The 23557-nt window shown below is 69.5% G+C and carries 24 protein-coding genes and 1 tRNA gene; 14 read left to right on the plus strand and 11 right to left on the minus strand.

The annotated features are described in order from the left end of the window. Window positions 1–345 precede the first annotated feature (345 nt). Window positions 346–630, plus strand: coding sequence for a hypothetical protein (locus QSK31_RS20045; RefSeq protein ID WP_285685728.1), 285 nt, complete (start codon window positions 346–348; stop codon window positions 628–630). Window positions 631–757: 127 nt separating this feature from the next. Here QSK31_RS20045 and QSK31_RS20050 read toward each other — a convergent pair whose 3' ends face one another. Continuing rightward, window positions 758–1798: a serine/threonine-protein kinase gene (locus QSK31_RS20050; protein WP_285685729.1), complete on the minus strand. Its 1041-nt coding sequence runs from the start codon at window positions 1796–1798 to the stop codon at window positions 758–760. A gap of 23 nt (window positions 1799–1821) precedes the next feature. Between QSK31_RS20050 and QSK31_RS20055 the strand changes: the two genes are divergently transcribed. Further along, window positions 1822–2274, plus strand: a complete 453-nt coding sequence (locus QSK31_RS20055; protein ID WP_285685730.1) for a hypothetical protein — start codon at window positions 1822–1824, stop codon at window positions 2272–2274. Window positions 2275–3133: 859 nt separating this feature from the next. On the opposite strand, the gene QSK31_RS20060 is transcribed toward QSK31_RS20055, so the two are convergent. Together QSK31_RS20060 and QSK31_RS20065 are read right to left on the minus strand one after the other, a co-directional pair. After that, a complete protein-coding gene (locus tag QSK31_RS20060) occupies window positions 3134–3337 on the minus strand; it encodes a DUF397 domain-containing protein (protein ID WP_285685731.1) in 204 nt (67 codons plus the stop codon). Then, a complete protein-coding gene (locus QSK31_RS20065; RefSeq protein ID WP_285685732.1) occupies window positions 3334–4215 on the minus strand; it encodes a helix-turn-helix domain-containing protein in 882 nt (293 codons plus the stop codon). Before QSK31_RS20065 ends, QSK31_RS20060 begins: the two co-directional genes overlap by 4 nt. A 357-nt stretch (window positions 4216–4572) precedes the next feature. Here QSK31_RS20065 and QSK31_RS20070 point away from each other — a divergent pair, with 357 nt between their 5' ends. Together QSK31_RS20070 and QSK31_RS20075 are read left to right on the plus strand one after the other, a co-directional pair. Continuing rightward, the gene (locus tag QSK31_RS20070; RefSeq protein ID WP_285685733.1) at window positions 4573–4854 is read left to right on the plus strand and encodes a hypothetical protein; all 282 of its coding nucleotides are present in this window, start codon (window positions 4573–4575) and stop codon (window positions 4852–4854) included. Next, complete coding sequence (locus tag QSK31_RS20075) at window positions 4838–5026, plus strand: hypothetical protein (RefSeq protein WP_285685734.1); 189 nt, start codon at window positions 4838–4840, stop codon at window positions 5024–5026. The genes QSK31_RS20070 and QSK31_RS20075 overlap by 17 nt, the downstream gene beginning before the upstream one ends. Window positions 5027–5260: 234 nt before the next feature. Here QSK31_RS20075 and QSK31_RS20080 read toward each other — a convergent pair. Continuing rightward, window positions 5261–5333 (minus strand) — tRNA-Arg (locus QSK31_RS20080). A gap of 20 nt (window positions 5334–5353) precedes the next feature. Next, the gene (locus QSK31_RS20085) at window positions 5354–6382 is read right to left on the minus strand and encodes an alpha/beta hydrolase (protein WP_285685735.1); all 1029 of its coding nucleotides are present in this window, start codon (window positions 6380–6382) and stop codon (window positions 5354–5356) included. 128 nt (window positions 6383–6510) lie between these two features. On the opposite strand from QSK31_RS20085, the gene ssb reads away from it, so the two are divergent. Then, the gene (gene ssb, locus QSK31_RS20090) at window positions 6511–7248 is read left to right on the plus strand and encodes a single-stranded DNA-binding protein (RefSeq protein ID WP_285685736.1); all 738 of its coding nucleotides are present in this window, start codon (window positions 6511–6513) and stop codon (window positions 7246–7248) included. Between the two features lie 199 nt (window positions 7249–7447). Here the strand turns inward: ssb and QSK31_RS20095 are convergent, their stop codons facing one another. Together QSK31_RS20095 and QSK31_RS20100 are read right to left on the minus strand one after the other, a co-directional pair. Next, window positions 7448–8071: a G5 domain-containing protein gene (locus tag QSK31_RS20095; protein ID WP_285685737.1), complete on the minus strand. Its 624-nt coding sequence runs from the start codon at window positions 8069–8071 to the stop codon at window positions 7448–7450. Between the two features lie 183 nt (window positions 8072–8254). Continuing rightward, window positions 8255–9031, minus strand: a complete 777-nt coding sequence (locus QSK31_RS20100) for a methyltransferase domain-containing protein (protein ID WP_285685738.1) — start codon at window positions 9029–9031, stop codon at window positions 8255–8257. Between the two features lie 64 nt (window positions 9032–9095). On the opposite strand from QSK31_RS20100, the gene QSK31_RS20105 reads away from it, so the two are divergent. From QSK31_RS20105 to QSK31_RS20135, 7 genes are all read left to right on the plus strand, one after another. Then, a complete protein-coding gene (locus QSK31_RS20105) occupies window positions 9096–10031 on the plus strand; it encodes a cobalamin biosynthesis protein (RefSeq protein WP_285685826.1) in 936 nt (311 codons plus the stop codon). Between the two features lie 10 nt (window positions 10032–10041). Next, window positions 10042–11553, plus strand: coding sequence for a cobyric acid synthase (locus QSK31_RS20110; RefSeq protein ID WP_285685739.1), 1512 nt, complete (start codon window positions 10042–10044; stop codon window positions 11551–11553). Next, window positions 11550–12170 carry a uridine kinase family protein gene (locus QSK31_RS20115; protein WP_285685740.1) on the plus strand — a complete coding sequence of 207 codons (621 nt, stop codon included), beginning with the start codon at window positions 11550–11552 and terminating at the stop codon, window positions 12168–12170. Before QSK31_RS20110 ends, QSK31_RS20115 begins: the two co-directional genes overlap by 4 nt. Before the next feature lie 45 nt (window positions 12171–12215). Then, on the plus strand, window positions 12216–13286 hold the full coding sequence (locus tag QSK31_RS20120; protein WP_285685741.1) for a M48 family metallopeptidase: 1071 nt from the start codon (window positions 12216–12218) through the stop codon (window positions 13284–13286). Between the two features lie 9 nt (window positions 13287–13295). After that, window positions 13296–14648: a dipeptidase gene (locus QSK31_RS20125; RefSeq protein ID WP_285685742.1), complete on the plus strand. Its 1353-nt coding sequence runs from the start codon at window positions 13296–13298 to the stop codon at window positions 14646–14648. Window positions 14649–14768: 120 nt separating this feature from the next. Then, window positions 14769–14975: a hypothetical protein gene (locus tag QSK31_RS20130; RefSeq protein ID WP_285685744.1), complete on the plus strand. Its 207-nt coding sequence runs from the start codon at window positions 14769–14771 to the stop codon at window positions 14973–14975. A 518-nt stretch (window positions 14976–15493) separates the two neighbouring features. After that, the gene (locus QSK31_RS20135; protein WP_285685745.1) at window positions 15494–17038 is read left to right on the plus strand and encodes an ATP-dependent DNA ligase; all 1545 of its coding nucleotides are present in this window, start codon (window positions 15494–15496) and stop codon (window positions 17036–17038) included. Between the two features lie 144 nt (window positions 17039–17182). On the opposite strand, the gene QSK31_RS20140 is transcribed toward QSK31_RS20135, so the two are convergent. The 3 genes from QSK31_RS20140 to QSK31_RS20150 are packed head-to-tail and all read right to left on the minus strand — an operon-like array spanning window position 17183 to window position 19014. Beyond that, entirely contained in the window at window positions 17183–17962 is a 780-nt protein-coding gene (locus QSK31_RS20140; protein WP_285685746.1) for a hypothetical protein, read from the minus strand. Further along, window positions 17959–18114 (minus strand): hypothetical protein, encoded by a 156-nt coding sequence (locus QSK31_RS20145; protein ID WP_285685748.1) that lies wholly within the window; start codon window positions 18112–18114, stop codon window positions 17959–17961. Before QSK31_RS20145 ends, QSK31_RS20140 begins: the two co-directional genes overlap by 4 nt. 3 nt (window positions 18115–18117) lie before the next feature. After that, window positions 18118–19014: an SURF1 family cytochrome oxidase biogenesis protein gene (locus QSK31_RS20150; protein ID WP_285685749.1), complete on the minus strand. Its 897-nt coding sequence runs from the start codon at window positions 19012–19014 to the stop codon at window positions 18118–18120. Window positions 19015–19132: 118 nt separating this feature from the next. Here QSK31_RS20150 and QSK31_RS20155 point away from each other — a divergent pair, with 118 nt between their 5' ends. Together QSK31_RS20155 and QSK31_RS20160 are read left to right on the plus strand one after the other, a co-directional pair. Then, complete coding sequence (locus QSK31_RS20155) at window positions 19133–20668, plus strand: cobyrinic acid a,c-diamide synthase CobB (protein ID WP_285685750.1); 1536 nt, start codon at window positions 19133–19135, stop codon at window positions 20666–20668. A gap of 56 nt (window positions 20669–20724) precedes the next feature. Beyond that, window positions 20725–21369 (plus strand): TIGR03086 family metal-binding protein, encoded by a 645-nt coding sequence (locus QSK31_RS20160; RefSeq protein WP_285685751.1) that lies wholly within the window; start codon window positions 20725–20727, stop codon window positions 21367–21369. Here the strand turns inward: QSK31_RS20160 and QSK31_RS20165 are convergent. Continuing rightward, entirely contained in the window at window positions 21338–23485 is a 2148-nt protein-coding gene (locus QSK31_RS20165) for a transglycosylase domain-containing protein (protein WP_285685753.1), read from the minus strand. The genes QSK31_RS20160 and QSK31_RS20165 overlap by 32 nt on opposite strands. Window positions 23486–23557: the final 72 nt, after the last annotated feature.

The following is a 23557-nucleotide window of genomic DNA, read 5'->3' on the forward strand; positions in this document are numbered from 1 at the left end:
GGGAGAGTGCCCGGTAACGGGACTGCCGCATGGCGCGCTGGGGAAGCTGCATCCCTGCAGCGGATGCTGACAGAGGGGTTCACCAATGTCGAGAAGCAGGTGAGGTTCCGGAACAGTCACGGCGAACGTCTTTGTCGCCGACTACGTCGGCAAGGACAAGGCCGGGAACTGGGTGGCGGTGGAGGCCAAGACCGGGCGCGGCGCGACGATCAGCTACAACCAGCAGGTCGGCTATCCCGAGCTCGAGGCCAGCGGAGCGGTCGTCGACACTAAGAAGCTCGCCGGGCATGGTATTCCGAAGGGCGCAAGAGTAAACATGGGCGTGTGCAAACGAGACCAGACGGCATGGCTCTTGACGAGGCGGTCGACCGGCTCCGCAGATACATGTTGGCGAAGAAGCATCAGCTTCAGGCCGATCGAGCTTTGCGTATTATCATCGATTGCCGCGCGAATATCGATTTCGTTATGTACGACAATCGGCGGCCCGGTGAGTCAGATGAACTCGACGACCTGGTCAATAAGCTCGGTCTCCTACCCGCCAATCGCCTTGGTAGTCCTAGCCCGCCTTCAGTGAGGCGAGCCAAGCACCGTCTTCGCGGGCGTAAGCCGAAGAAGAAGGGCAATCGCTGACGTCGGCGGCGAGTGCAGGAACTAGGTCCATGCGCCGAGCGTATAGCAATGGGTTGCGCCAGTCCGTCTATCCAAGCGGTTTGGCAGGCTGGCACTATATCAGCTCTCGTGAGCACCGGATGGATCGTTAAAGGGTTTCCGCCAGTTTGCGTAATTCTACTGCGATCCTTTCGTAGGCCAAGCCATCCTTTTCGAGCTTCCGGGCACGCCGGCCGCCATCTCGATAGACCTCGGTTTTCCATTTGCCGCCCGACGGAATGGCGCAAACCGTGATTCCTCTACGAAACCTGAATGGCTCGCCGCGGAGGCAAATCTGATGATCTTCGTGATCGGCTAACAGTGACCACTCTCTTGGGTGGGGAGATGCCTGACTCAGTTGATTAGCAAAGTCCCTGGCCGAGGCAGCTCGACCTTCCGGATCGTATGACAGGCTCCTTTCAATAACAGTGCCTGTCGCCCTCGAAACGTGGGGTGCAAGATCTCTAACGGATCGCCGCTCTCCCTTGAGAACGCGTTTAGCGACATCGCCTCTGTTGTACACCGGATACTGACCTGTCATCATAAAGAAAACAGTCGCAGCCAGTGAATATATATCTGTTCGCACTGAACATTTTCCGAAAGTGCTGAGCGCTTCGGGTGCCATCGTTTGCGGAGTTCCTCTCGGAGGGCTCTTTCCGTCGGGACCCATTTGAATCGCCAACCCAAGATCTCCCAGCAGCGCGTCGCCTGCGCTGTCTAAATAGACGTTGGCCGGTTTGATGTCGCGGTGTAGTAGGCGTTCATCATGAATTCGCTGAAGCCCGTGTGCGACCTGCATCCCCCAGCGGATTGCCTTCGATGGGGTGATACCGCGGTTCCGAATCTTCGCCTCTATGTCGCCGCCGGGCAAGAGTGGCGTTGTGATGTAGCGGAGATCGGCTGGACTTGCTACGTCAGCGTTCAACACCCTCAGCAGGTAATCGCTCTCCAAACGCTTAAGGATCTTCGCTTCATCCCACGTCGCGGGCTCTCCGGGTTGGGGTCGGAGCAGCTTTAGAGCTTGTTCCACTCCCAGGTTTCGATCGAGCACGCGGTACACCTGACCTTGCGTGCCTTCGCCTAGTGCCTCGAGGACGTCGTAGCGATCACCGATGCGCGTGCCCGGCGGCACCATCAGCCCTGAAGTCATGGTGAAGAGGGTAGATTATGTCAGTGATCGCTCTTGGCATCGTCGTCAAGCCATCTGCCCCTCCGTCGGCGGAGTGCGTGATTTTGTCGGGATCTGTCGAGGACCCGCGGTTGATCGAATCCTTCGCGTTGAAGTCGAACCAAGACTCCACGGTGAACCAGATTGATCTTCTTGGGAAGTCCCTGAGCAGCAAGTTGAGCGGGACGAGCGTTGACATCGTCGTTATACGCGTAGCCGACTTCGCCAGGGTCGCGACGCGACGCAATGCGAGCTCGATTCGGCTACTTGTTGAAGGAGCCCTTGCATTCGTTGCGCGAAGCAGAGTGACGTCCGTACATATTAGGGGCGGCAAGGAGGTCGGCGAGTCCTTGAGCCTGTCTAAGGACGAGGCTGACGAGAGGGGCAGGGCGATCGCCAGCTCGCGTAAGGAGGCGGCGGCTGCCGCGTTGAGCGGTCTGGCTACTGAGCACACATGACGGTTGAACGATCAAGGATCTTCAGGCCATCTAAGCCGCACTCTGCTGGCCCAACCGCTCCGCGAAGAGCATGAAGGACAAAGCCCTCGACTTTGCTGGCTCCGCCATCACGTTCTCTGCGTACAGTCTCTGCCATTGAGGTGCCGCTCGCGATGTTGATGTCCACGACCAGCACGGCTCTCGCGGCGGGGGGCGGTGCTGGCTCAAGGCACTCCTGTTGGCTGAGCAGGAGTAGAGCTGCTCCCACGATCCGCTCAGCCGGAGGGCTCGCCGCAACTAGGCGTGTAGCGCCGCACAACGTTGCGAAGCTGCGGACCTCAGACGCCGCGGCCAGCAATGCTGACGGGCTAGTCAGCAGATCAACGTTTCGCCGGCTCGTAGCTAGTAGTTCCAAGAGGTCCGTCATGCCGCCCTCCCAATCGTCGCGCAAGCCGCTGCCAGTATGGGCCGTTGCGCCTCTTCTTAGGGATCTTGGTCGATGATTACAACCGTGACGGCACGGCGCTTACTGGTGCGAAAGGTGCGATAGGTCTGCTTTTGCACGTCATAAACGTGGTTTTTGGTGTGGTTTGCACTTTACGCAACGAGCCGATCGGCTGAACGAAACTTCCACTAACAGGCGACCATGTATCGAACTGTGTGCCACAGAGCAGGTCGCTAACTTGTCCAGGCGTAGCTGCTGGCCGATGGGCTTGATCAGTAGATCGGTTAACCGGCCTGTGCAAGCCGTGCAACGGAGAGCTTTCCTCGCTTCTCTCTCCCCCGGATCGTCAGGGTCAATGAGCGCGCCAAGAGGCTCGCTTTTCGGCGCATGTCAGCCGGAAGAGCCAACTGACCCCGCGCGAATCGACCGCTTGCGTCAGAGGTCAAACTCGCCGCCTCGAACGCCTGCGATGAAGGCCGCCCACTCCCGTGGAGAGAACATGAGCGTGCCGCCGTCTCGATCTTTGGTGTCTCGGACAGCTACCAGGTCGGGGAGGTTGGTGGCTACCTCTACGCAGTTGCCCTCGCTGCCGCTGCGGCTGGACTTGCGCCAAATGGCGCCGTCGAGGTTGGGCTTCACTGCGACCACTCCCTGAGCGTCTGTCGGATCAGGTGGTTGGAGCCTGGTTGATCGAGTGCCACTCTATCGAGGTCGGACCAGATTCTTGAGTAGCTTTCGACTTCGTTGGGCTTGTCCAGGTAGAGGGCTCCGGTGGGGTGCTCCGAGTAGATGGTGGTGGGCTCGGGGCCGCGGACTGGTGTCTCCTCCGGGAAGTCGAGGATGACGAACGATCCGTGGAAGGCGCGGTGTGGGCCGGCGGCGAGTGGGGCCACGCGGATGGTGATGTTGGGGCGCTCGGACAGCGTCAGCAACGTCGTTAGCTGGTCGACCATGATCTCTGGGCTGAAACCGCGTAGCAGGGCTGCCTCGCTCAGGAAGATTTCCAGGTCTGGAGCCTTGGGGTCGCGGCGGGTCAGGATCTGTTGGCGTTGCAAGCGCATGGCCATTCGGCGCTCGATGACCTCGGGCGTGGGATCGCTGACGATGCCTCGCGGGATGATCGCGCTGGCGTAGGAGGCGGACTGGATAAGTCCGGGGATGACCTCGGCCTCGTACTGCCGGAGGCGGGACGCGGCTGCCTCCATGCCGAGGAACAGCTCGAACCACTCGGGGATCTCGGAGTAGGCGTGCCACCAACCCTTGGACTTTGTTTCGCGGGCCAGCGTCTTCAGTGCCTCGGTGAGCTCGCGGTTCGCGCCGTACAGCCGGCACATGGCCTCAACGTCATTCGGGTGGATTGGGACCTGGCCCGTCTCGTAGCGCCACAGACGCGGCTTGGACCACTCCAATGCGGCGATGACCTGGGCGACGGTCAGCCGGGCGTCCTCCCTCAGGTCGCGGAGCCTGCGGCCGAGTTGGCGGCGAGGGACGGTCGATCCGATGTGGTCATTGGTCACCGCGCAACTCCCTTACGCATCGTCGCGTAACCGCCTGTCGCGCCGTCGCGAAACGGGCCTCAGACGTTCGGTCCCTTCTCGGGCCATTCTGCCGCGTAACCGTTGCGAGGCATAGTCGCGCGACTAACCATCGATGCCTACAGCGGTCGATTTCCTCCGATGGGGAGGCGCGACAGATGAACGAGCGGAGGACGTGATGTCGGTTGGTGTGGTGGTGGCGGCTTTGGTCATCGGTTTTCTTGCCGGCCTGCTCGCCTTCAAGACGAAGAGTCGATGGTGTCCTCGGTGTGGCTCGTTGACGTTCGTTGCGGTGCCTGATCGTCACGGCGACCAGGCATCTACTCGACCGTCCAAATCGTGACTGCAGCCGAGAAAGCCGCTGTCGAGCACCTGCCATGTCGGCCGGAGTGGCGCTGCCAGTCCTGTGGTGACGAGTGGCCGTGTCTTGAGGCGCGGATCGGCCTTGTCGTGCAATCCCTTACCTACCGCACGGCCGTGCTCGTTTATCTCGCCCTGTGTCTGGCGGATGCTGCCGCCGACTTCGCCGAGCTGGGGATCGTGTCGGACCTCTATGACCGGTTCCTGGGCTGGGTCGGGACCGGTTCCAACGAAAGGATCAGTCATGATGATGCGGGATGAGTTGTTGCAGCGGATCGCGGCTCTGCCTGAGGACGCCGACGTAGGGTTTCAGATCGGCGATGATCATCTCGACATTGCGGAGGTCATCGTCTGGGGTGTTGACCAGTTCGGTGCGCTCAAGTGCGACGCTGGGGACCTTCGCGACGTGTTGATCGCGTGGGGCCGGCGTTGACATCAAGGTCGTAGAGCAAATGTTCGGGCACGTCCTGCGCCCGGCAGAACGCGAACCTCCGACCAATGGATCAAGAGTTTCGGATCGTACGTCTCGGACGTCGATCGCCTGGCAGGAAACCCCTCGGATGCTGCGCGCAACCGACTCCCCCGGGTCAGCCCGCACCGATGGGGGATCCGGGGGGCTTGCCCCCACGGCGTGGGGTCTGGGGCTCGGGCCCCAGGGCAGGTTCAGTGCGCCCGGCAGGATTCGAACCTGCGACCGATGGATTAGAAGTCCATTGCTCTATCCGCTGAGCTACGAGCGCCTGGTGCTGGCCTGCACATCTTAGGCGGTCGTCGCGCTGATGTCGTCCGCCTTGTCCTCCGGTGCGGGGGGCACCTCGATCGGGCCTGTTCCAGGCGGTGGGACGAACGCGTCGGTCCAGCGGGCGAGCTCGCGGAAGACCTCGGCCCGGACGATTTTGCCGGACAGGGTGAGGTCGTGCATGCCGCCGTCGAAGCGGGTGATTGTCACGTGCGGGCCCAGGCGGGGTGACCAGCGGGCGATGTGGTCGACGTCGAGGACCGCGTCGGTCAGGCGTACGTCGTCGTCCCAGGCCTTGCCCCGGAAAGTCCTGGTCGAGCACGCGACCATGACCGGCACGTCGATCTCGAGGCCGCGGCGCAGCCGGGCCTGGCCGCTGCGGATGGCATGCAGCCAGCCTGCCGTCACCGGGAAACCCAGGACCGGTTTCCAGTTCAGGTCGTAGGCCCACTCGCCGCGCTCGGTCGCGTGCAGGCTCTGGCCGTACAGGCCCAGCGCCTTCACGGGGATGATCCGGTACGGGGCGCGCTTCGCGCTCGCCGCCGTCAGCACGGCCATCAGCGGGCGGCGTACCAGCCAAGGGTTGTTGAAGTCGAAGAACGGGCTGTTCAGGAACAGTCCGTCGACCAGGCCCTGCCCCTGCCGCGCGTGCGCCCACAGTGACGTGGTGAGGCCACCGGTGGAGTGAGCCACCACCAGCATCTGGTCGTGGCCGTCGACGCTGCGGATGATGCGGGCCGACTCGTCCAGCTCGGGGAAGTAGTCGGTGAGGCTGCGGCAGAAGTTCGGGGTCTGGTGCGGGAGCAGGCTGCGGCCGTATTTGCGCAGGTCGAGCGCGTAGAAGTCCCAGCCGCGTTCGACGAAGAAGTCGGCCAGGTGGGTCTGGAAGAAGTAGTCGACGAAGCCGTGGACGTAGAGCACCGCGCGTCTGCTCGGGTTCGGCTGCTCGGCCCGGCGTCGGACGAGCGTCGCCACCACCTTGCCCTCGTCGTCGGTTCCCAGATCGATGGTGTGCCGCTCGTACGGCGGGCCCAGGACGTCGGTCTCCACGCCACCAGGCTAAACGCCCGACCCGGTTATCCACAGTCCGACCTTGTCCACAGGCCCCCGACGTGATCTTGGACAGCCCGGCGATGGTTCACGCACAACCGAACAACCCCAGAGAGGACAGGCAGATCGTGTACGACACACCCATTGTTGTGGTCGGCAATGTGCTGACCGCGCCGGAGTGGCGGCGCACCATCAAGAGCAACACGCTGGTCGCCAACTTCCGCGTCGCCTCCACGTCCCGTCGCTACGACAAGGACAACAACCGCTGGGTCGACGGCGACACCCTTCGGGTACGCGTCAACTGCTGGCGCCGTCTGGCCGAGAACGTCGGCGCCTCGGTGGCCGTCGGCGACCCGATCGTGGTGGTCGGCCGGCTCTACACCCGCGACTGGGTGGACTCGGAGAACAACCCCCGCACCTCGTACGAGGTGGAGGCCATGTCGGTGGGCCACGACCTGGCCCGCGGCCGCACCCGGCTGTTCCGCACCCGACCGGCGAGCGTGATGAGCGCCGAGGGTCCCGACACGGACGGGGTGGTTCGTGGCGAGGCCGCCGAGGCGGTGCCGGACCAGCCGGTGGTCCTCGGCGACGGCATCGACGCGGACGCCACCGAGCCGCAGTTCACCGAGCAGCCGCCGAGCCTCGACCCGGTCACGGCGGTTCTCGGCGGCGGTGGTTTCGAACCGTTCGAGAAGGAGACGACGCCCAAGCCCGGCGACGGCGACGACGACCCGGAGCCGCCGGCCCCGGGGTCGCCCTCGGCCCCGGCGCCGGCGCCCGAGGTGGAGATCGAGGTGGAGCGCCTGGAGGAGGAGGTGAACCCGCGGCGCCCGCGCCGCAACCGCCGCCAGCCGATCCCGGCCTGATCCGGGGTTAGACCGCCGTCGCTCCGGGGACCGGACGTCCCCCCGGCAAGGCCTCGGGGCGACGGCATCGGGGGTGGCTGCCCGGGGTTCGGCTCACCCGGGCGGCCGCCCTCCCGCCGGTCGGTCATGGTGGTCCGCCAGCCCGTCGATGTCCGTGGTCTGCGCCGGGCGCAAGGTCCACTCCACGGGCCGGAGTGTGTCAGTCGCAGCCGTATCCGTCGTTGTCGCGGTCCAGGTCGTAGATGTCGGAGCCGGTGACCTTGACGACGCCGCTGACATAGGAGGGGCCGTTGCCGCTTCCGCCGGAGCAGTCGACGTCGCTGTCGACGGGGACACAGCCGCTGTAGTTGGGGTCGCAGTCGGATTCGGGCTCAGGCTCGGGCTCGCTCATCGTGCCGATCACGATGACCTTGGTGGTCGGCTGCTGGGTGACCTTGTTGCTGAGCAGGCGCTTCGCGGTCTGCTTGCCGTCGGTGAGCGTGATCTCGTAGGTCAGGGTTCTTACGCCCGCGGCGCCCTCGGTGCGGGTCTGTTTCGAGCCCTTCTCCAGGTTGGGGTCGCGGACCGTGCGGGACTTGAACGGGACCTTCTTCGTCTCGGTGACCGTGCGCTTCTCGACCGCGGGGGTTGCGGGGGCGGCGGAGGTTGCGGGGGTTGCGGGGGTGCTGCTGGACGTCGAGGAAGGGATGGGGACGTCGGCGGCGCTCAGGTCGGCCGCCGGCTTGTCGCTGGTGGCTCCGATGGCTCCGATGCCGGTGACGCCGCCGCAGCAGAGCACCAGGATTCCGCCGAGGAGGACGCCGGCTCGCTGCAGTGGGGTCATGCGGGTCCAGGCCCGACGCGCAAGGCCGGGCTGCGGTGGGTGCACAGGCTGGTACGTCACGGTCACAGGATGCGCCGGCGCGCGGCGGCGACACATCGCTTGATCGTCCACACTCGACCAGGACGCTCTCCAGCCGTGTGGCCGAATGCGATCAGCCGCTCGGCGACCGGGGGGAACGGATGGTCAGGCGACGCGGCCACTCGTCTGGAGGGTGAGGAATCCACTGAGGATCACCCTCGGATCCATCAGCGCCTCGGCCGCCAGGGCCAGGTCGTCGTCGGTCAGCCCGCGGGCCAGCAGCCCGTCGCGCAGCTGGGGCAGGCTGGCCAGCAGCAGGCGACAGCCCGGATCGCCGCCGTGCCAGCTGCCGCCGTGGACGCGGAGGCGTACGTCGGTGAGGCCGGCCTCGGCGAACGCGGCGGGTGCCCGATGCCCCCACTGGCGGTCGCTGCCGTGGGCGGCGAGCACCTCCAGGTGCGCCTCCATGTAGCGGGACAGTGCGCCGGTCGTGACCGGATCGGGGGCGTACGAGACGAATGTCCCTGGTCCGGTGGTGAAGTCCTCGGTGAGCAGCACCCCGCCGGGGGCGACGGCGGCCACCATCTGCCGCAGCGCGTCCAGCCGCTGCGGCAGATGGCCGAGCAGCAGGCGAGCGTGCACCAGGTCGAACCGGCCCAGATGCTCGCCGGTGACGATGTCGTGCTGCCGGACGGTCAGGCGCGGACGGGCCGGAATGTGCTGCGGCGCGATGTCCGTGGCGAGCACCTCGGCGGCGTGCTCGGCCAGCCACGACGCGATGCTGCCGGCGCCCGCCGCCACCTCCAGGCAGCGTTTGCCCGGCAGGTCGATCAGGTCCTCGATGTGCGCTCGCGTCTCGGCGTCCAGCAGGTCGGCGAGAGCCCGGTGGTGGTCACCCGCCTGGGCGTTGGCGTTGTCGAAGGCGTACCCCTGATCGGTCACCTGACGACCATAGTCCACTAAGGACCAGAAATGGGGCGAAAGACCTGGCAGAATCGGGTACGTGATCAACAGCGCTGATGCCGTGGGGCTAGCCGCCGGCTACCTGCTCGACCTGACTTTCGGTGACCCGCGGCGGTGGCATCCGGTGGCCGGATTCGGGACGGCGGCCGGTGCCCTCGAGCGACGCCTCTACCGGCCCCGCCGGCGGAACGGGGCCGTCTTCACGGCCGTCGCCGTCGGGGCGCCGGTCGTCGCGGGGGCCGGCCTCGCCCACCTGACCCGGGCGCGGCCGATCGCCCGCGCCGTCATCGTGGCCGCGGCCACCTGGACCGTGCTCGGCGGCCGGACGCTGCGCACCGAGGCGCGGACCATGGCGGGACACCTGGAGCGCGACGACCTGGCCGCGGCGCGTGGGCGGCTCGGTCATCTCTGCGGGCGTGACCCGTCCGCGCTGGACGAGCGGGAACTGGCCCGGGCCACCGTCGAGTCGGTGGCCGAGAACACGTCCGACGCGGTGGTCGCGCCGCTGTTCTGGGGCGGCGTGGCGGGTCTGCCGGGGCTGCTCGGCTACCGGGCGGCCAACACGCTGGACGCGATGGTCGGGCACCGGTCCGCGCGGTACGCCCGGTTCGGCACCGCCTCGGCGCGGCTGGACGATGTGCTCAACCTGATCCCGTCCCGGGTGACCGGCCTGTTCACCGTGGCGGTCGCGAAGGACCGGCGGGAGGCGATGCGGGTCTGGCGGCGGGACCGCAACGATCACCCGTCGCCCAACGCGGGGCAGTGCGAGGCGGCCATGGCGGGTGCGCTGGGCGTGCGGCTGGGCGGGCGGAATGTGTACTTCGGGCGCAGTGAGGTGCGGCCGTTCCTGGGCGACGGGCCCAAGCCGTCGGCGGCCGACGCCCGGCGCGCGGCGCGGATCTCCGGAATCGTGGGAGCGGGCGCGCTGCTGCTGGCGGCGGGGCTGCGGCTAGCGTTCAGGGGTGCGCGAAGCAGGTAAGGGGCTCCTGGTGACGGGGACCACCTCGGACGCCGGTAAGAGCGTGCTCACCGCCGGGATCTGCCGGTGGCTGCGGCGGCGCGGGGTCCGGGTGGCGCCGTTCAAGGCGCAGAACATGTCGAACAACTCGGTGGTGGTGGCCGGGCCGGACGGCCGGGGCGGGGAGATCGGCCGGGCCCAGGCCATGCAGGCCGCCGCCTGCGGGGTCGCGCCGGATCTGCGCTTCAACCCGGTGCTGCTCAAGCCGGGCAGCGACCGCTCCAGTCAGGTGGTCCTCCTCGGTGAGGCGGTCGACACGGTCACCGCGGGCAACTACCGCTCGATCAAGCCGCGGCTCGCCGAGACCGCGTACGCCGCGCTGGCCGATCTTCGCGCCGAGTACGACGCGGTGATCTGCGAGGGTGCCGGCAGCCCGGCCGAGATCAACCTGCGGGACGGCGACTTCGTCAACATGGGCCTGGCCACCGCCGCCGACCTCCCGGCGATCGTGGTCGGCGACATCGACCGCGGCGGGGTGTTCGCCGCCCTGCACGGGACGATCGCCCTGCTCAGCGACGCCGATCAGGCCCGGATCGCCGGCTTCGTGATCAATAAGTTCCGCGGCAGCCGGGAGATCCTCCAGCCCGGCCTGGACATGATCACCAAGGTGACGGGACGGCCGGTGCTCGGCGTCCTGCCCTGGTCGCCGGGCATCTGGCTCGACGGCGAGGACTCCCTGGCGTACGTGGGTGTCCTCGGCCGCCCCGGCCCGCCGCACGGCACCGACTGGCTGCGCGTCGCCGTGATCCGGCTGCCCCGCATCTCCAACGCCACCGACGCCGAGGCCCTCGCGGCCGAACCGGGTGTCCGGGTGCGGCTCACCACCGAACCGGCCGATCTCCTCGACGCCGACCTGGTGGTGCTGCCCGGTTCCAAGGCGACCGTCGACGACCTGGCCTGGCTGCGCGAGACCGGTCTGGCCGCGGCCATCGAGCAGCACGCCGGGCGGGGCGGGCCGGTCCTGGGCATCTGCGGTGGCTTCCAGATGCTCGGCCGGGCCATCCACGACGACGTCGAGTCACGCCGCGGCACGGTGCCGGGCCTGGGCCTGCTCCCGGTCGAGGTCACGTTCGGCAAGATCAAGACCGTTCAGACCTCGATGGGGTACGCCCTGGGCGCGCCCGTCGCCGGCTACGAGATCCATCACGGGTACGTGTCCAGCGCCGACGCCCCGGAACCACTGCTGACCTACGCCGACGGGCGTCCCGAAGGCGCCGTGGCGGCCACCGTGAGCGGCACCCACTGGCACGGCGCGTTCGAGTCCGACGAGTTCCGCCGCCGCTTCCTCGTCACGGCCGCGCGGCAGGCGGGGCGAGCCGGATGGAAACCGGCGCCGGGCACGAGCTTCACCTCCGTACGCGAAAAGGGTCTTGATCTGCTTGCCGACCTGGTCGAGGAGCACCTGGACACGGCGGCGCTGTGGCGGCTGATCTCGGACGGCGCACCCGCCGGACTGCCGGTGCTGCCGCCGGGAGCGCCGTGACCGCCGAACGCTTCGCCGACCTGGCCGCCGCCGTCCGCGTCACGCACCCGCGCCTGGGCGACACCCGGCTGGTCGCGGTGGACGGGCCGAGCGGGGCGGGCAAGACCTGGTTCGCCGACCGGCTGGCCCGGGCCGCCGGCGCGCCCGTGGTGCACACCGACGACCTCCTGGACGGCTGGGACGACCAGTTCACGTTCTGGCACCGGCTGGAGGAATCAGTGTTATCCCCGATGCGCCGGAGGACCACTGCCGCATACCGTCGCTACGACTGGCGCCGCGGGCGCTTCGGCGACGAGGTCGTCCGGGTGGACCCTCCGGACGTGCTCATCGTCGAGGGCGTGTCGTCGGCGCGGGAGATGATCCGGCCCGAGCTGAGCCTGAGCGTGTTCGTCAGCGCGCCCCTCGAGCTCCGCGTGGGCAGGGTCATGGAGCGCGACCAAGGGCGCGACGGGGGACATGACGTTGCGTTTGCGGCGTACCTTGAGCGCTGGCGGCGGGCCGAGGCCCGGCACTTCACCGCCGACGGCACGGCCACGCACGCCGACCTGCTGGTGGACGGCGCGGCGACCGGCGACGACGGCCGGTACGAACGGCTCTGGCGGAGTTCGCCGGGGTAGGTGACGATCAGCCGTGCAGACGGCGCGAGGAAGCGGGTGGGGACGATGACGACCGAGGACGAAACCCGGCCGGCACGACGCCGGATCACGCTCACCGGGATCAGCTCGCGTGCCTGGGAGCACCCGGCCGACCGCGGCGCCCTGACGGCGCTGCGCGAGCTGCGCGGATTCGACGACGTGGTGAAGGCGTTCTTCGGCATGTGGAACGAGCGGGCCTTCCGGCTCGCCTTCCTGGCCAACGCGATCCGGGTGGACCACCGCCAGTACCCGGCGATCTACCAGCGCTTCACCGAGGCCGCCACCACGCTCGACGTGGCCGAGCTGCCCCAGCTCTACGTGTCGCAGGACCCGATGATCAACGGTCAGGCGATCGGCATCGACAAGCCGTTCATCGTGATCACCACGGGCGCGGTGGATAAGCTCGACGACGAGGAGATGCGCGCCCTGCTCGGGCACGAGATCGGGCACGTGCGCAGCGGCCACGCCGTCTACAAGACGATCATGATGATCCTGACCAAGTGGGCGGCGAACCTCGCCTGGCTGCCGGTCGGGGCGATCGCGCTGCGGGCCATCATCGCGGCGATGTTCGAGTGGTGGCGCAAGGCCGAGCTGTCCGCCGACCGCGCGGGCCTGCTCGCCGGCCAGGACCCGGCCGCCTCGATCCGCCTGCTGATGAAGCTGGCCGGCGGCGGCGACCTGTCGCAGATCGACACCACCGCCTTCCTCGAGCAGGCAGCCGAGTACGAGAGCGGCGGCGACCTGCGCGACAGCGTCCTCAAGCTGGGCATGACGATCTACTCCAGCCACCCGGTCCCGGTCGCCCGGGCGGCGGCGCTGCGCAAGTGGGTCGACTCGGGGGAGTACGGCGCCATCCTCGGCGGCGAGTACCCGCGGCGCGACGGCGACGGCAACGCCTCGGTCAGCGACGACGTCAAGGCCGCAGCGAACTCGTACCGGGAAACCTTCAACGAGTCGCAGGACCCGCTGGTCGGGCTGCTGCGCAAGGTGGGCGACGGCGCCGCCGACCTGGCCGGATCGGCCGCCCGCAGCGCCCGCACCTGGGGACAGCGGCCCGGCGAGCAAGAGGGGAACACGCCGCCGGCCGACCCGGCATAGAGTCGCCGCATGACCCTTTCCGACGACGATCTGCGCGCGGCGATCGCGCGCGAGATGCCCGGCGTCCGCGCCGATCTGGAACGCCTCGTTCGTATCCCGAGCGTGGCGTTCCCCGGCTTCGACCACTCGCACGTGCAGCGCTCGGCCGAGGCGGTGGCCGAGCTGCTGCGCGGCTGCGGCCTCGAGACGCGGATCGTCCAGGAGGACGGTGGCCAGCCCGCGGTGATCGGCAGCCGGCCCGCGCCGCCCGGAGCGCCGACCGTCCTGCTGTACGCGCACCACGACGTCCAGCCGGCCGGTGACCCCGCACTGTGGACCGGCGAGCCGTTCGAGCCCTCGGAGCGGGACGGGCGGCTCTACGGGCGAGGCGCGGCCGACGACAAGGCCGGCGTCATGGCACACGTGGCCGCGCTGCGCGCCTTCGGTGACGACCTGCCGGTGGGCGTGGTGGTGTTCGCCGAGGGCGAGGAGGAGTACGGCTCCGACTCGCTCGACGCGATCCTCCGGAAATACCGCGACCAGTTGCGTTCCGACGTGATGGTGATCGCCGACTCCGGCAACTGGGACATCGGCGTACCCGCCCTGACCACCTCGCTGCGCGGGCTCGTCAGCGCCTTCGTCGAGGTCAAGGTGCTGCGCAGCGCGGTGCACAGCGGCATGTTCGGCGGCGCCGTGCCGGACGCGCTGACCGTGCTCGCCCGGCTCATCGCCACCCTGCACGACGAGGCCGGCGAGGTCGCGGTCGACGGGTTGGTGGGCCGCGAGGGTGCCACCGTCGACTATCCCCTCGACCGGTTCCGCGCCGAGGCCGGGATCCTCGACGGCGTCCAGCTCATCGGCAACGGCACGATCACCGACCGGATCTGGACCAAGCCGGCCATCGCGGTGCTCGGCATCGACTCGCCCGGCGCGCAGGAAGCGGCCAACGCGCTGCAGCCCGCCGCCCGGGCCAAGCTCAGCGTGCGCCTGGCGCCGGGCGACGACCCCTCTTCGGCGTACGCGGCGCTCAAGGCCCACCTGGAGAAGCACGCCCCGTGGGGCGCCAAGGTCGAGGTCGAGCTGGAGAACGTCGGCGACCCGTGCGTGATCGACGCGACCGGCCCGGTGTACGACGCGGCCCGAGCCGCCTTCCGCGACGCCTGGGACGGCACCGCGCCCGTCGACATGGGCGTCGGCGGGTCGATCCCGTTCATCGCCACCTTCCGCGAGCTGTTCCCCGAGGCGTCGATCCTGGTCACCGGCGTCGAGGATCCGCACTCGAACGCGCACGGGCCCGGCGAGAGCCTGCATCTCGGCGAGTTCCAGCGGGTCTGCCTGGCCGAGGCTCTCCTGCTGCGCAACGTTTCGCAGCTCGGCTCCTGACCGCTCTTCTACGCCCCCGTTCCGGCCTTCCGGGACGGGGGCGTCACTCTTCTCTCCCTCTGTACCCGGATGGGTGATCCGGGCTTGCTCGGGTGATCAATGCGGGACTAAGATTCGAACATGCGTTCGAACGAATTGATCACCCGCCTCCGCTCCGCCGTCAGCGCCCTGGTGGATGTGGACATCTCCGGGTGGGACGACACCGCGCTCAACGACCACCTGGCCGAGCTGTCCACGGCCCTCTGTGAGGTCGACGCCGAGCTCAGCCGGGTGGCCGACGCCATCCGGGCGCGCGGCTTCCGGGTGGTCGAGCCGATAGCGGCCTGACCCGGCACCGATGAGTTGGTGCCGCCGCCTGCTCGCGCCCTGTTCGTCCGTCCGGGCCCTGGTTTGGAGCTCTCCGGCCTCCACTCCTTTCTTCCCGACTCGTCCGATTCCCTTCCCGACTCGTCCGACCTTCCTCTCGACTCGTCCGACCGTGAGGATTCGCACCGCCGATAGCCCGCACCGCCGATAGCCTGCACCGCCGATAGCCTGCACCGCCGATAGTCGCCCGGCTGTTGTCCCCGGCCGGGTTCGCGGGGCCGCGTGTCCCCGCGGCTCCCACCCCATGGGTGGCCGGTTCGTACACCTGCCCACGAACGGACCGGCCACCCGCCCCAACAGCTCCCGGGCCGTTTGTCCTTTCCGGCCCGGGTGACCCGGATCGTCCGGGCCTTCGATCCGGGCCGAACGCGGGCCGGGCTCGGCCACTCAACGGGGGAGTGCGCCGGGGCCGGTCCGCCGTGTCCATCGGTTCCGCTCGCACCAGGGAAAATGTCGTAGGCAGCTGCCAGGATGAGCTCGTGCTTTTCGTTGATGTCGCCGCCACTTCGGCGGCTGTTGCTGCCACCTCGGGGCGCAAGGCGAAGGTTGAGTTGCTCGCCGACGCTCTGCGGCGGCTCGAGCCGGAGGAGCTGGCGGCCGGGTCGGCCTATCTGGCGGGGGAGTTGCGGCAGCGGCAGACCGGGGTCGGCTATGCGAGCCTGCGCGACCGGCCGGCGCCGGCCGAGGTCGCCACGCTGACCGTTGCGGTGGTTGATGCGGCCATCGCGGAGATCTCGGTGGTTGCCGGGGCCGGGTCGCAGGCCCGGCGGCGGGACCTGCTGGGGGCGTTGTTCGCGGCCGCGACCGGGGAGGAGCAGCGGCTGCTGGTCGGGCTCTTCGGTGGGGAACTGCGACAGGGTGCGCAGGCCGGGTTGCTGGCCGATGCGATCGCCAAGGCCGCCGAGGTGCCGCTCACCGCCGTACGCAGAGCATTGCTCCTGTCGGGCGACCTCAAGCAGGTGGCCGTGGCGGCGTTGACCGGGGGCGCGGCGGCGCTCGGCGGGTTCAGCCTGCGGGTCGGGACGCCGCTGACGCCGATGCTGGCACAGAGCGCGCCCGATGTGTCGGCTGCCCTGCTCGCCACCGGAGCCCCGGCGACCGTGGACGTGAAGCTCGACGGCATCCGCATCCAGGTGCACCGTTCCGGCGACGACGTGTCGGTGTTCACCCGGAGCCTCGACGACATCACCGCGCGGCTGCCCGACGTGGTGGCGGCGGCGCGCGCGTTGCCGGTGCGCGAGGTCGTGCTCGACGGCGAGGCGATGGCCTTGGATGCGAGCGGGCGGCCGCGGCCGTTCCAGGAGACGTCCAGCCGGGCAGCCACCCGTGGAGCGCGTGCCGGGAAGGCGGCCGGGCCCGCCGCGGGGCCGGCGTTGACGCCGTGGTTCTTCGACCTCCTGCACCTCGACGGCACCGACCTGCTCGACGAGCCCGGACGGGTGCGGTGGGCGGCGCTGACCGAGGCGGTGCCCGGCGAGTTGATCGTGGGGCGGCGCACGGTCGAGACCGAGGAGCAGGCGGCGGAGGCGTTCGCCGCGGCGCTGGCCGCCGGTCAGGAGGGCGTGGTCGTCAAGGCGCAGGAGGCGCCGTACGACGTGGGGCGGCGCGGATCCGCCTGGGTCAAGGTCAAACCGCGGCACACCCTCGACCTGGTGGTGCTGGCCGTCGAGTGGGGACACGGGCGGCGCAAGGGGTGGCTGTCCAACCTGCACCTCGGCGCGCGCGACCCGCGGACAGGCGGGTTCGTGATGCTGGGCAAGACGTTCAAGGGGCTGACCGACGAGTTGCTGCGCTGGCAGACGCAGCGTTTCCAGGAGCTCTCCACCGGCGACGACGGGTGGGTCGTCACGGTCCGGCCCGAGCAGGTGGTGGAGATCGCCTTCGACGGGGTGCAGACGTCGCCGCGCTATCCGGGCGGGGTGGCGTTGCGGTTCGCGCGGGTGCTGCGTTATCGCGACGACAAGAAGGCGGAGGAGGCCGACACGATCGACATGGTCAAGGCGATCGGGATCCCGCCGGCCTGACTTTCCGCGCCGACCTCGCTTCCGCGCCGACCTCGCTTCCGCGCCGACCTCGCTTCCGCCCTGGGCGACTTCCACGCCGGCCCGGTTCGCGCGGGCCTGGTTTCCGTGCCGGCCCGCTTTGTCCCGGGCCGGGCCTTCGCTCGTTTAGAGGGCGGCGAGGGAGCGGATGTAGTTGATCTGGTGGTGGATGGCGGCGACCTGCGACTGGTGGGTCACGGGGATGCGCGCCACGTACTGGCGGGTGCCGTTGGTGACCGTCACCTGGACGGTGCCGCGCGAGATGGTTTCCTTGGCCAGCAGGAAGAGCAGGCTGAAGACCGTGAGGATGCAGAAACCGGCGATCGCGCAGATGATCGCCCACTGAGGAATGCGCTGCTCGTGGTGCCAGTAGTCGTGTACCTGCCAGTTGGAGCCGGCCAGCGGGATGTCACCGGCCGGAGTGTGGATCACGGTCGAGGTGACGCCGATCTCTCCTACCTGGACGATCACCGGGCCGGGCGGGAGCAGATCCGCCGGGCTCTGGTAGGGCTGCACCGCCTGCTGAGGGAACGTGTTCGCTCCGAACTGGCCGGTGACCGGAGCGGTGGGCTGGCCGGGATAACCGGAGGTCGGCGCGGGCTGGCCCGGGTAGCCCGAGGTGGGCGTCGGCTGGCCGGGGTAGCCCGAGGTGGGCGTCGGCTGGCCGGGGTAGCCCGAGGTGGGGGTCGGCTGGCCGGGATAACCGGAAGTGGGCGTCGGCTGGCCGGGGTAGCCCGAGGTCGGTGTGGGCTGGCCGGGGTAGCCCGAGGTGGGGGCGGAGGGCGCACCGGGATGGCCGGATGCCGGTGGGGCCGGCTCGGCGGACACCGGGGGATGGGCCGGAGCTGCCGGTTCGTTCGGCGGCGGCGTCTGCTCACCCCAGGGATCGCTCGGTGCGGAGGTCACCCTCGAACAGTAACCGAGCCCACACAGCCCACACAGTCCCCGTGCCGACGGAGGTCGGCGTAAAGAAGGTGGGAGAGGCCGAGGGCGATGTCGTCGGCGGCGTCCGCCAGTTCGCGGGCGAAGCGGAGATCCTCCGCGTAGGTGTCGGCCACGCGTCAGATGGGACGCCGAGCGGAGGGCACCACGGCGTCCGAAGAACCGCCGGCAGCGGAAGGATCGGCGGCGGGAGAAGAGCCGGCAGCAGAAGGATCAGCGGCGGGGCCAGGGGCGGCTCGGTCGGCGTCGGCGACCCGGTCGCGGCGGGGGCGCGGGCCGTCACCGTGCGCCTCCTTGCGGGCCTGCCACCCGAAGGCGACCAGCGCCATCACGGCGAAGAGCCACCACTGGACGGTGTAGCCGCCGTTCTGCCAGGCGTCCTCATGGTCGATCGGGATGCGCAGATAGCCAGGTTCGGGCTCCGACGCCAGGAGATATGCCCCGTAGAGGGGGTAGGGCATCTCGGCGGCCAGGCGGGGCAGGGACACGCGCCGGGTGTCGAGGCGGCCGTCGCGGCGGTTGATGGGGGCCGGCTTGCTCTCCGAGCGGTGCACCTGGCCGACCACGGTGACCGTGCCGGTGGGTGCGGCGGGCGCAACGGGGGCGGCGACCGCTCCACCCTCGGCCGGCGGAACCCAGCCCCGGTCGATGAGCACGGCGGTGCCGTCCGCGAGGACGAGCGGGGTCAGGATCTCGAAGCCGACCTGGCCGTCCACGGTGCGGCCACGGGCCTGGATCTCGTGCGACGGGTCGTAACGCCCGGTGACCGTGACCTTGGTCCAGGCGAGGTTCTCGCCGGGGGACGGACCGGCTTTTCCGGCGCCACCCGGTCGGGTGAGCACCGACTCGAGGGGCGTGGGCGTGCCGGCCTCGGCCGCGTCGATGCGGGCGTTGATCGCGCTCCGCTCCTGGTACCGGTGGAGCTGCCAATTGCCGAGGAACACCATGACCACGGATGAGGTCACGGTGAGCGCCGCGGCGGCCAGCCAGCGCGGCGTCAGCAGGAACCGGTACACCCTTGCGAGGCTACCGGGCACCCCGAGATCGCAGCGCGCGGGAGCTGTCCGGGTAGGGTGCGAGATCCGCACGGATGGCGGAAGAGATCCGCACGGATGCCGGAAGGGGGAACTGGCAGTGACCGCTCAACCGCGACTCGTCGTGAGCGCGCCCGCCTCGGGGCACGGCAAGACCGCGATCGCCGTCGGTCTCCTCGCCGCGTACACGGCCCGGGGTGTGCCCGCCGCCGGTTTCAAGGTCGGGCCGGATCACACCGACGCCGCGTACCTGGGCATGGCCGCCGGACGCCCGGGGCGCAACCTGGACACCCGCCTGGTCGGCGCCGCTCGGATCGCGCCGCTGTTCGCGCACGGCGCGGCCGGCTCGCGGATCGCGGTGATCGAGGGCGCGATGGGCCTGTTCGACAGCCTGACCGGTCAGCCGGAGATCGACGGCACCGCCTCGGTCGCCGCGGCCCTGCACGCGCCGGTCGTGCTGGTGATCGACGTGGCGTCGATGGGTCATTCGGTGGCCGCGCTGGTGCACGGGTTCCGGATGTTCGACGAGATGGTCCGCCTGGGTGGCGTGATCCTCAACCGGGTCGCGTCGTCGCGGCACGAGCAGCTGCTGGGCAGCGCCCTCGACGACATCGGCATGCCGGTGCTGGGCGCGTTGCGTCGCGGCGATCTCCCCAACGTTCTGCCTGGCCGGGCCCAGGGTGCGATGCCGGTGGCGCAGCGCAGCGCGGATGCCGCGCGTGCTGTGCAGCGGCTCGGCGAGGCGGTCGGCCAGGGCATCGACCTGGATCAGATGCTCGCGCTGGCGTCGTCGGCGCCCACCCTGCCGGGCCCGGCGTGGTCGCCGGCCGAGGCGGTCGCGGGGTCGCCGCCGGCCGGTCCGCGACCGGTGATCGCGGTGGCCGGTGGTCCGGGCGGGACCTTCTCCTACGCCGAGACCGCGGAGCTGCTGACCGCGGCGGGTGCGGAGGTCGCGGTGGTCGATCCGTTGCGCGACGAGCAACTTCCCCCTGGTGTACGCGGACTCGTCGTCGGCGCCGGCCTGCCCGAGTCGTACGCGGGTGAGCTGTCCGCCAACCGCCGCCTGGCCGCCGAGGTGGCGCGTCTCGCCGCGGACGGCATGCCCGTGGTGGCCGAGGGCGCCGGTCTGACCTGGCTGGTCCGCGACCTGGACGGCCTGCCGATGTGCGGGGTGCTGGACGCGGGCGCCCGCACCGGCGAGCAGATCGTGGCCGGTTACCGCGAGGCCACCGCGCCGGCCGCCTCGCTGCTGGCTCCGGCCGGCGCGCGGATCACCGGCTACAAGCAGGTCCGCGCGGTCGTCACGCCGCGCGCCGGCGAGCGTCCGGCGTGGTCCTGGTCGGGCACGACGGAGGGTTTCGTCTGGCGCCAGGTGCACGCGTCCCAGCTGGGCATCCACTGGGCCGGTGCGCCGGAGATCGCCCGCCGGCTGGTGAACGCGGCCGGGCCGCAGCAGCTCCCGGCGCCGCAGCTCCAGCCCGCGCCGCACCTGCTCCAGACGGCCGCGCCGCAGCAGCTCGCGGCGCCTGTGCTGGAGGAGATTCCGGAGCTCCGGGACGAGAGGACGGCCGAGTTGACAGTCCCGCGGATCATCGACGTCGATGCCGACACAGCGGATGTCGTGACACGTCCGTAACCTGTGGGCAAGACCTCCGTCGTGAGAAGTCGAGCGAAAGACGAGGAGGCGGACGCATGGCCGACCAAGTTCCCCTGGATTTCGACCCTCCGGTGCGTCGGCTCCGGGCCCTGCTGCTCGGGGTCGCCGATGAGGACCTGACCGCACCGACCCCCTGCCCCGACTGGACGGTCGGCGACCTGCTGCACCACATCCAGGGCCTGTCCTACGCGTTCGCCGCGGCGGCGCGGAAGGCCGCGGACGGTCCGGGCACGGACGGCCCGCCCCCGCAGCCGTCCGCCGCCGAGTTGCCGCCGCACTGGCGCAGCCGGATGCCGGTCCTGCTGGAGGAGCTGGCGACGGCCTGGAAGGACCCGGTCGCCTGGACCGGCACCGCGACCGCCGGTGGCGTGACTCTGCCGGCCGCCGAGATGGGCCTGGTCGCGATGGACGAGGTCGTCCTGCACAGCTGGGACCTGGCCCAGGCCACCGGTCAGGAGATGGCCGCCGACCCGCGGATCCTCGAGTCGCTGCTGGAGTTCATCTCGCGGGGCCCGGAGCGGGGTGTGCCGGGGTTGTTCGGGCCGGCCGTCGAGGCGGACGACGAGGCCACGCTGCTCGATCTGGTGGTGGCGCGGGCCGGTCGTGACCCGCGCTGGCACGAGACGGGGCGCCGCCGGCGGCCCGGGTTCACCGCACCATCGACGACGGTGGCTCCTTGAACTTCAGCTTCGGCTGACCCTTGAGGGCGTCCTTCAGGGTCTCGGCGACGGTGAACTTGGAGATCGTGCCGCGGCCGGACCCGACGACGTTGTCGGGGTTGTCCGGGTCGGCGACGAAGGCGGCCGCGGCGAGCTGAGGCGTGAATCCGCAGAACCACGCGGTCTTGTTGCCGTCGGTGGTGCCGCTCTTGCCGGCGACCGGCCGGTTGAGGACGGCGTGCACCATCGGCGAGGTCTCCCAGCCGCCGCATTCGCCCTTGGCGGCGCCGTACCCGGTCACGCACCGGGCGGCGTCGGTCGCGGCGAGCGCCACGTCCTGCTTGACGGCCTGGTGGCAGCGCGGCCGGGCGACCTCGACGCCCTTGAACACCGCGGGCTTGCCGTCCGGCAGGGCGATCGACCGGACCGGCAGCGGCTCGCAGTACCTGCCCTTCGCGGCGAGGGTGGCGAAGACGTTGGCCATCTCGATCGGGGTGGCGTCGCTGACCCCGAGGGTGAAGGAGCCCCAGCCGTCGGCGCGGTCCGGCCCGGCCATCATCCGGTCGACGTCCGTACGCCATTTGAGCCCGAGCTTCTCCGCCATCCGCACCGCCTTCTCTGAGCCGATCTTCTGCTCGAGCCAGACGAAGTACGTGTTCACCGACTTGCCGAACCCGCTCCACATGGTCTGCCGGCCGCTCATCGACTTGCTGGAGTTCTTCGGGCACCAGTGCGTGCCGCAGGCGGACGGGCCGGGCGAGGTGATGTATTTCGACCGGAACACCGGCGGCGCGTTGAACGACGTGGTCAGCGGCTTGCCGTCCTCGAGGGCGGCGAGCAGGGTGAAGATCTTGAAGGTCGACCCGGCCTGGTATCCGGCCATGTCGCCGCCGCCGAGCAGCGGGTTGACCGTGTTCGGGTAGTTGCCCTTCAGCCCTTCCTTACGCTTGGCCCGGTCGGTGTGCTTGCCGTTGTCGCCCTGGTCCAGCGAGTACGTGCGGTTCACCGCCATCGCCTTGATCTGCCCGGTGCCGGGCTGGATCAGCACCTCGCCGTGCGCGTACTTGCTCTTGCGCTTCTCCTTGGCGAGCACGTGCTTCATCGCGTACTTCTGGATCTTCGGGTCCAGGCTGGTGACGACCCGGTACCCGCCCCGGCGCAGCGCCTCCTCCCGGTCGGCGGCGGTCCGGCCGAAGGCCGGCTGCTCCAGCCACCAGCTGCGCAGGAAGTCGCAGAAGAAGCCCCAGTCGTTGTGCGTCCGGGAGACCGAGACGCAGTCGTTGGGCGGCGAGCTCAGCCGCAGCTTGATCTTGGTCTTCTTGGCGGTGGTGGCCTGCTCGGCGGTGATCACGCCCATCTTGAGCATCTGGTCGATGACGTAGTTGCGCCGGTCGGTGGCCGCGCGCTGGTCGGTGACCGCCGGGTCGAACGCGGAAGGGGCTTTGACCAGCCCGGCGAGCAGGGCGGCCTCGGTGAGCGTGAGCTTGCGCGGCGACTTGGAGAAGAACACCTGGGACGCTGCGTAGATCCCGTAGGCGCGGTGCCCGAAATACGCCGAATTGAGGTAGCGCTCGAGGATCTCCTGCTTGCTGTGGCGCTTCTCCACCTCGATGGCCAGCCGCATCTCGCGCAGTTTGCGGGCGGTGGTCTGCTCGGTGGCCTCGATGGCCTGCTTGGGGCTCTTCGCGCCGTCGCGCAGGGCCATGCGCACGTACTGCATGGTCAGCGTGGACGCGCCCTGGGAGACGCCGCCGGCCTGCTGGTTGGCGATGAACGCGCGGGCCACGCCCTTGGGGTCGACGCCGTGGTGCTCGTAGAAGCGGGTGTCCTCGGACGCCACAATCGCCTGCGTCATGTACGGCGACATGTGGGCCAGCTTGGTCGGCTTGCGGTGCTCCTCGTAGAACGTGGTGAGCAGGGTCTTGCCGTCGTTGGCGTACACGTAGGTGGTCTGTGCGGACGGGGCGACGGACAGCTCCTCGGGGAGGCTCTGCAGGGCGTCCGACCCGGCCTTGATCCCGTATCCGGCCATCGCGGTCAGCGGGTAGGCGAGCCCGGCGATCACCACCCCGGCGATGAGTCCCGCCCGGATGAGGGGGGCGACGCGGCCGACTGCGGAGAGGGGTCGCTTCATCACTCTTCGAAGGTAGGGCAATAAACCTCACATACGGATCAAACGGCTGAAGTGAGGGTGACATCGCGGTGGGTC

Origin of the sequence: Actinoplanes sp. NBRC 103695 (assembly GCF_030269485.1) — a bacterium.
Taxonomy (GTDB): domain Bacteria; phylum Actinomycetota; class Actinomycetes; order Mycobacteriales; family Micromonosporaceae; genus Actinoplanes.

What these genes read in the sequence shown, in the direction of transcription:
- QSK31_RS20095 (WP_285685737.1), bottom strand. Translation starts at nt 8,071, where the DNA reads ATGACCCCACTGCAGCGAGCCGGCGTCCTCCTCGGCGGAATCCTGGTG.
- QSK31_RS20050 (WP_285685729.1), bottom strand. Translation starts at nt 1,798, where the DNA reads ATGACTTCAGGGCTGATGGTGCCGCCGGGCACGCGCATCGGTGATCGC.
- QSK31_RS20130 (WP_285685744.1), top strand. Translation starts at nt 14,769, where the DNA reads ATGCGTTCGAACGAATTGATCACCCGCCTCCGCTCCGCCGTCAGCGCC.
- QSK31_RS20125 (WP_285685742.1), top strand. Translation starts at nt 13,296, where the DNA reads ATGACCCTTTCCGACGACGATCTGCGCGCGGCGATCGCGCGCGAGATG.
- QSK31_RS20160 (WP_285685751.1), top strand. Translation starts at nt 20,725, where the DNA reads ATGGCCGACCAAGTTCCCCTGGATTTCGACCCTCCGGTGCGTCGGCTC.
- QSK31_RS20120 (WP_285685741.1), top strand. Translation starts at nt 12,216, where the DNA reads ATGACGACCGAGGACGAAACCCGGCCGGCACGACGCCGGATCACGCTC.
- QSK31_RS20045 (WP_285685728.1), top strand. Translation starts at nt 346, where the DNA reads ATGGCTCTTGACGAGGCGGTCGACCGGCTCCGCAGATACATGTTGGCG.
- QSK31_RS20075 (WP_285685734.1), top strand. Translation starts at nt 4,838, where the DNA reads ATGATGATGCGGGATGAGTTGTTGCAGCGGATCGCGGCTCTGCCTGAG.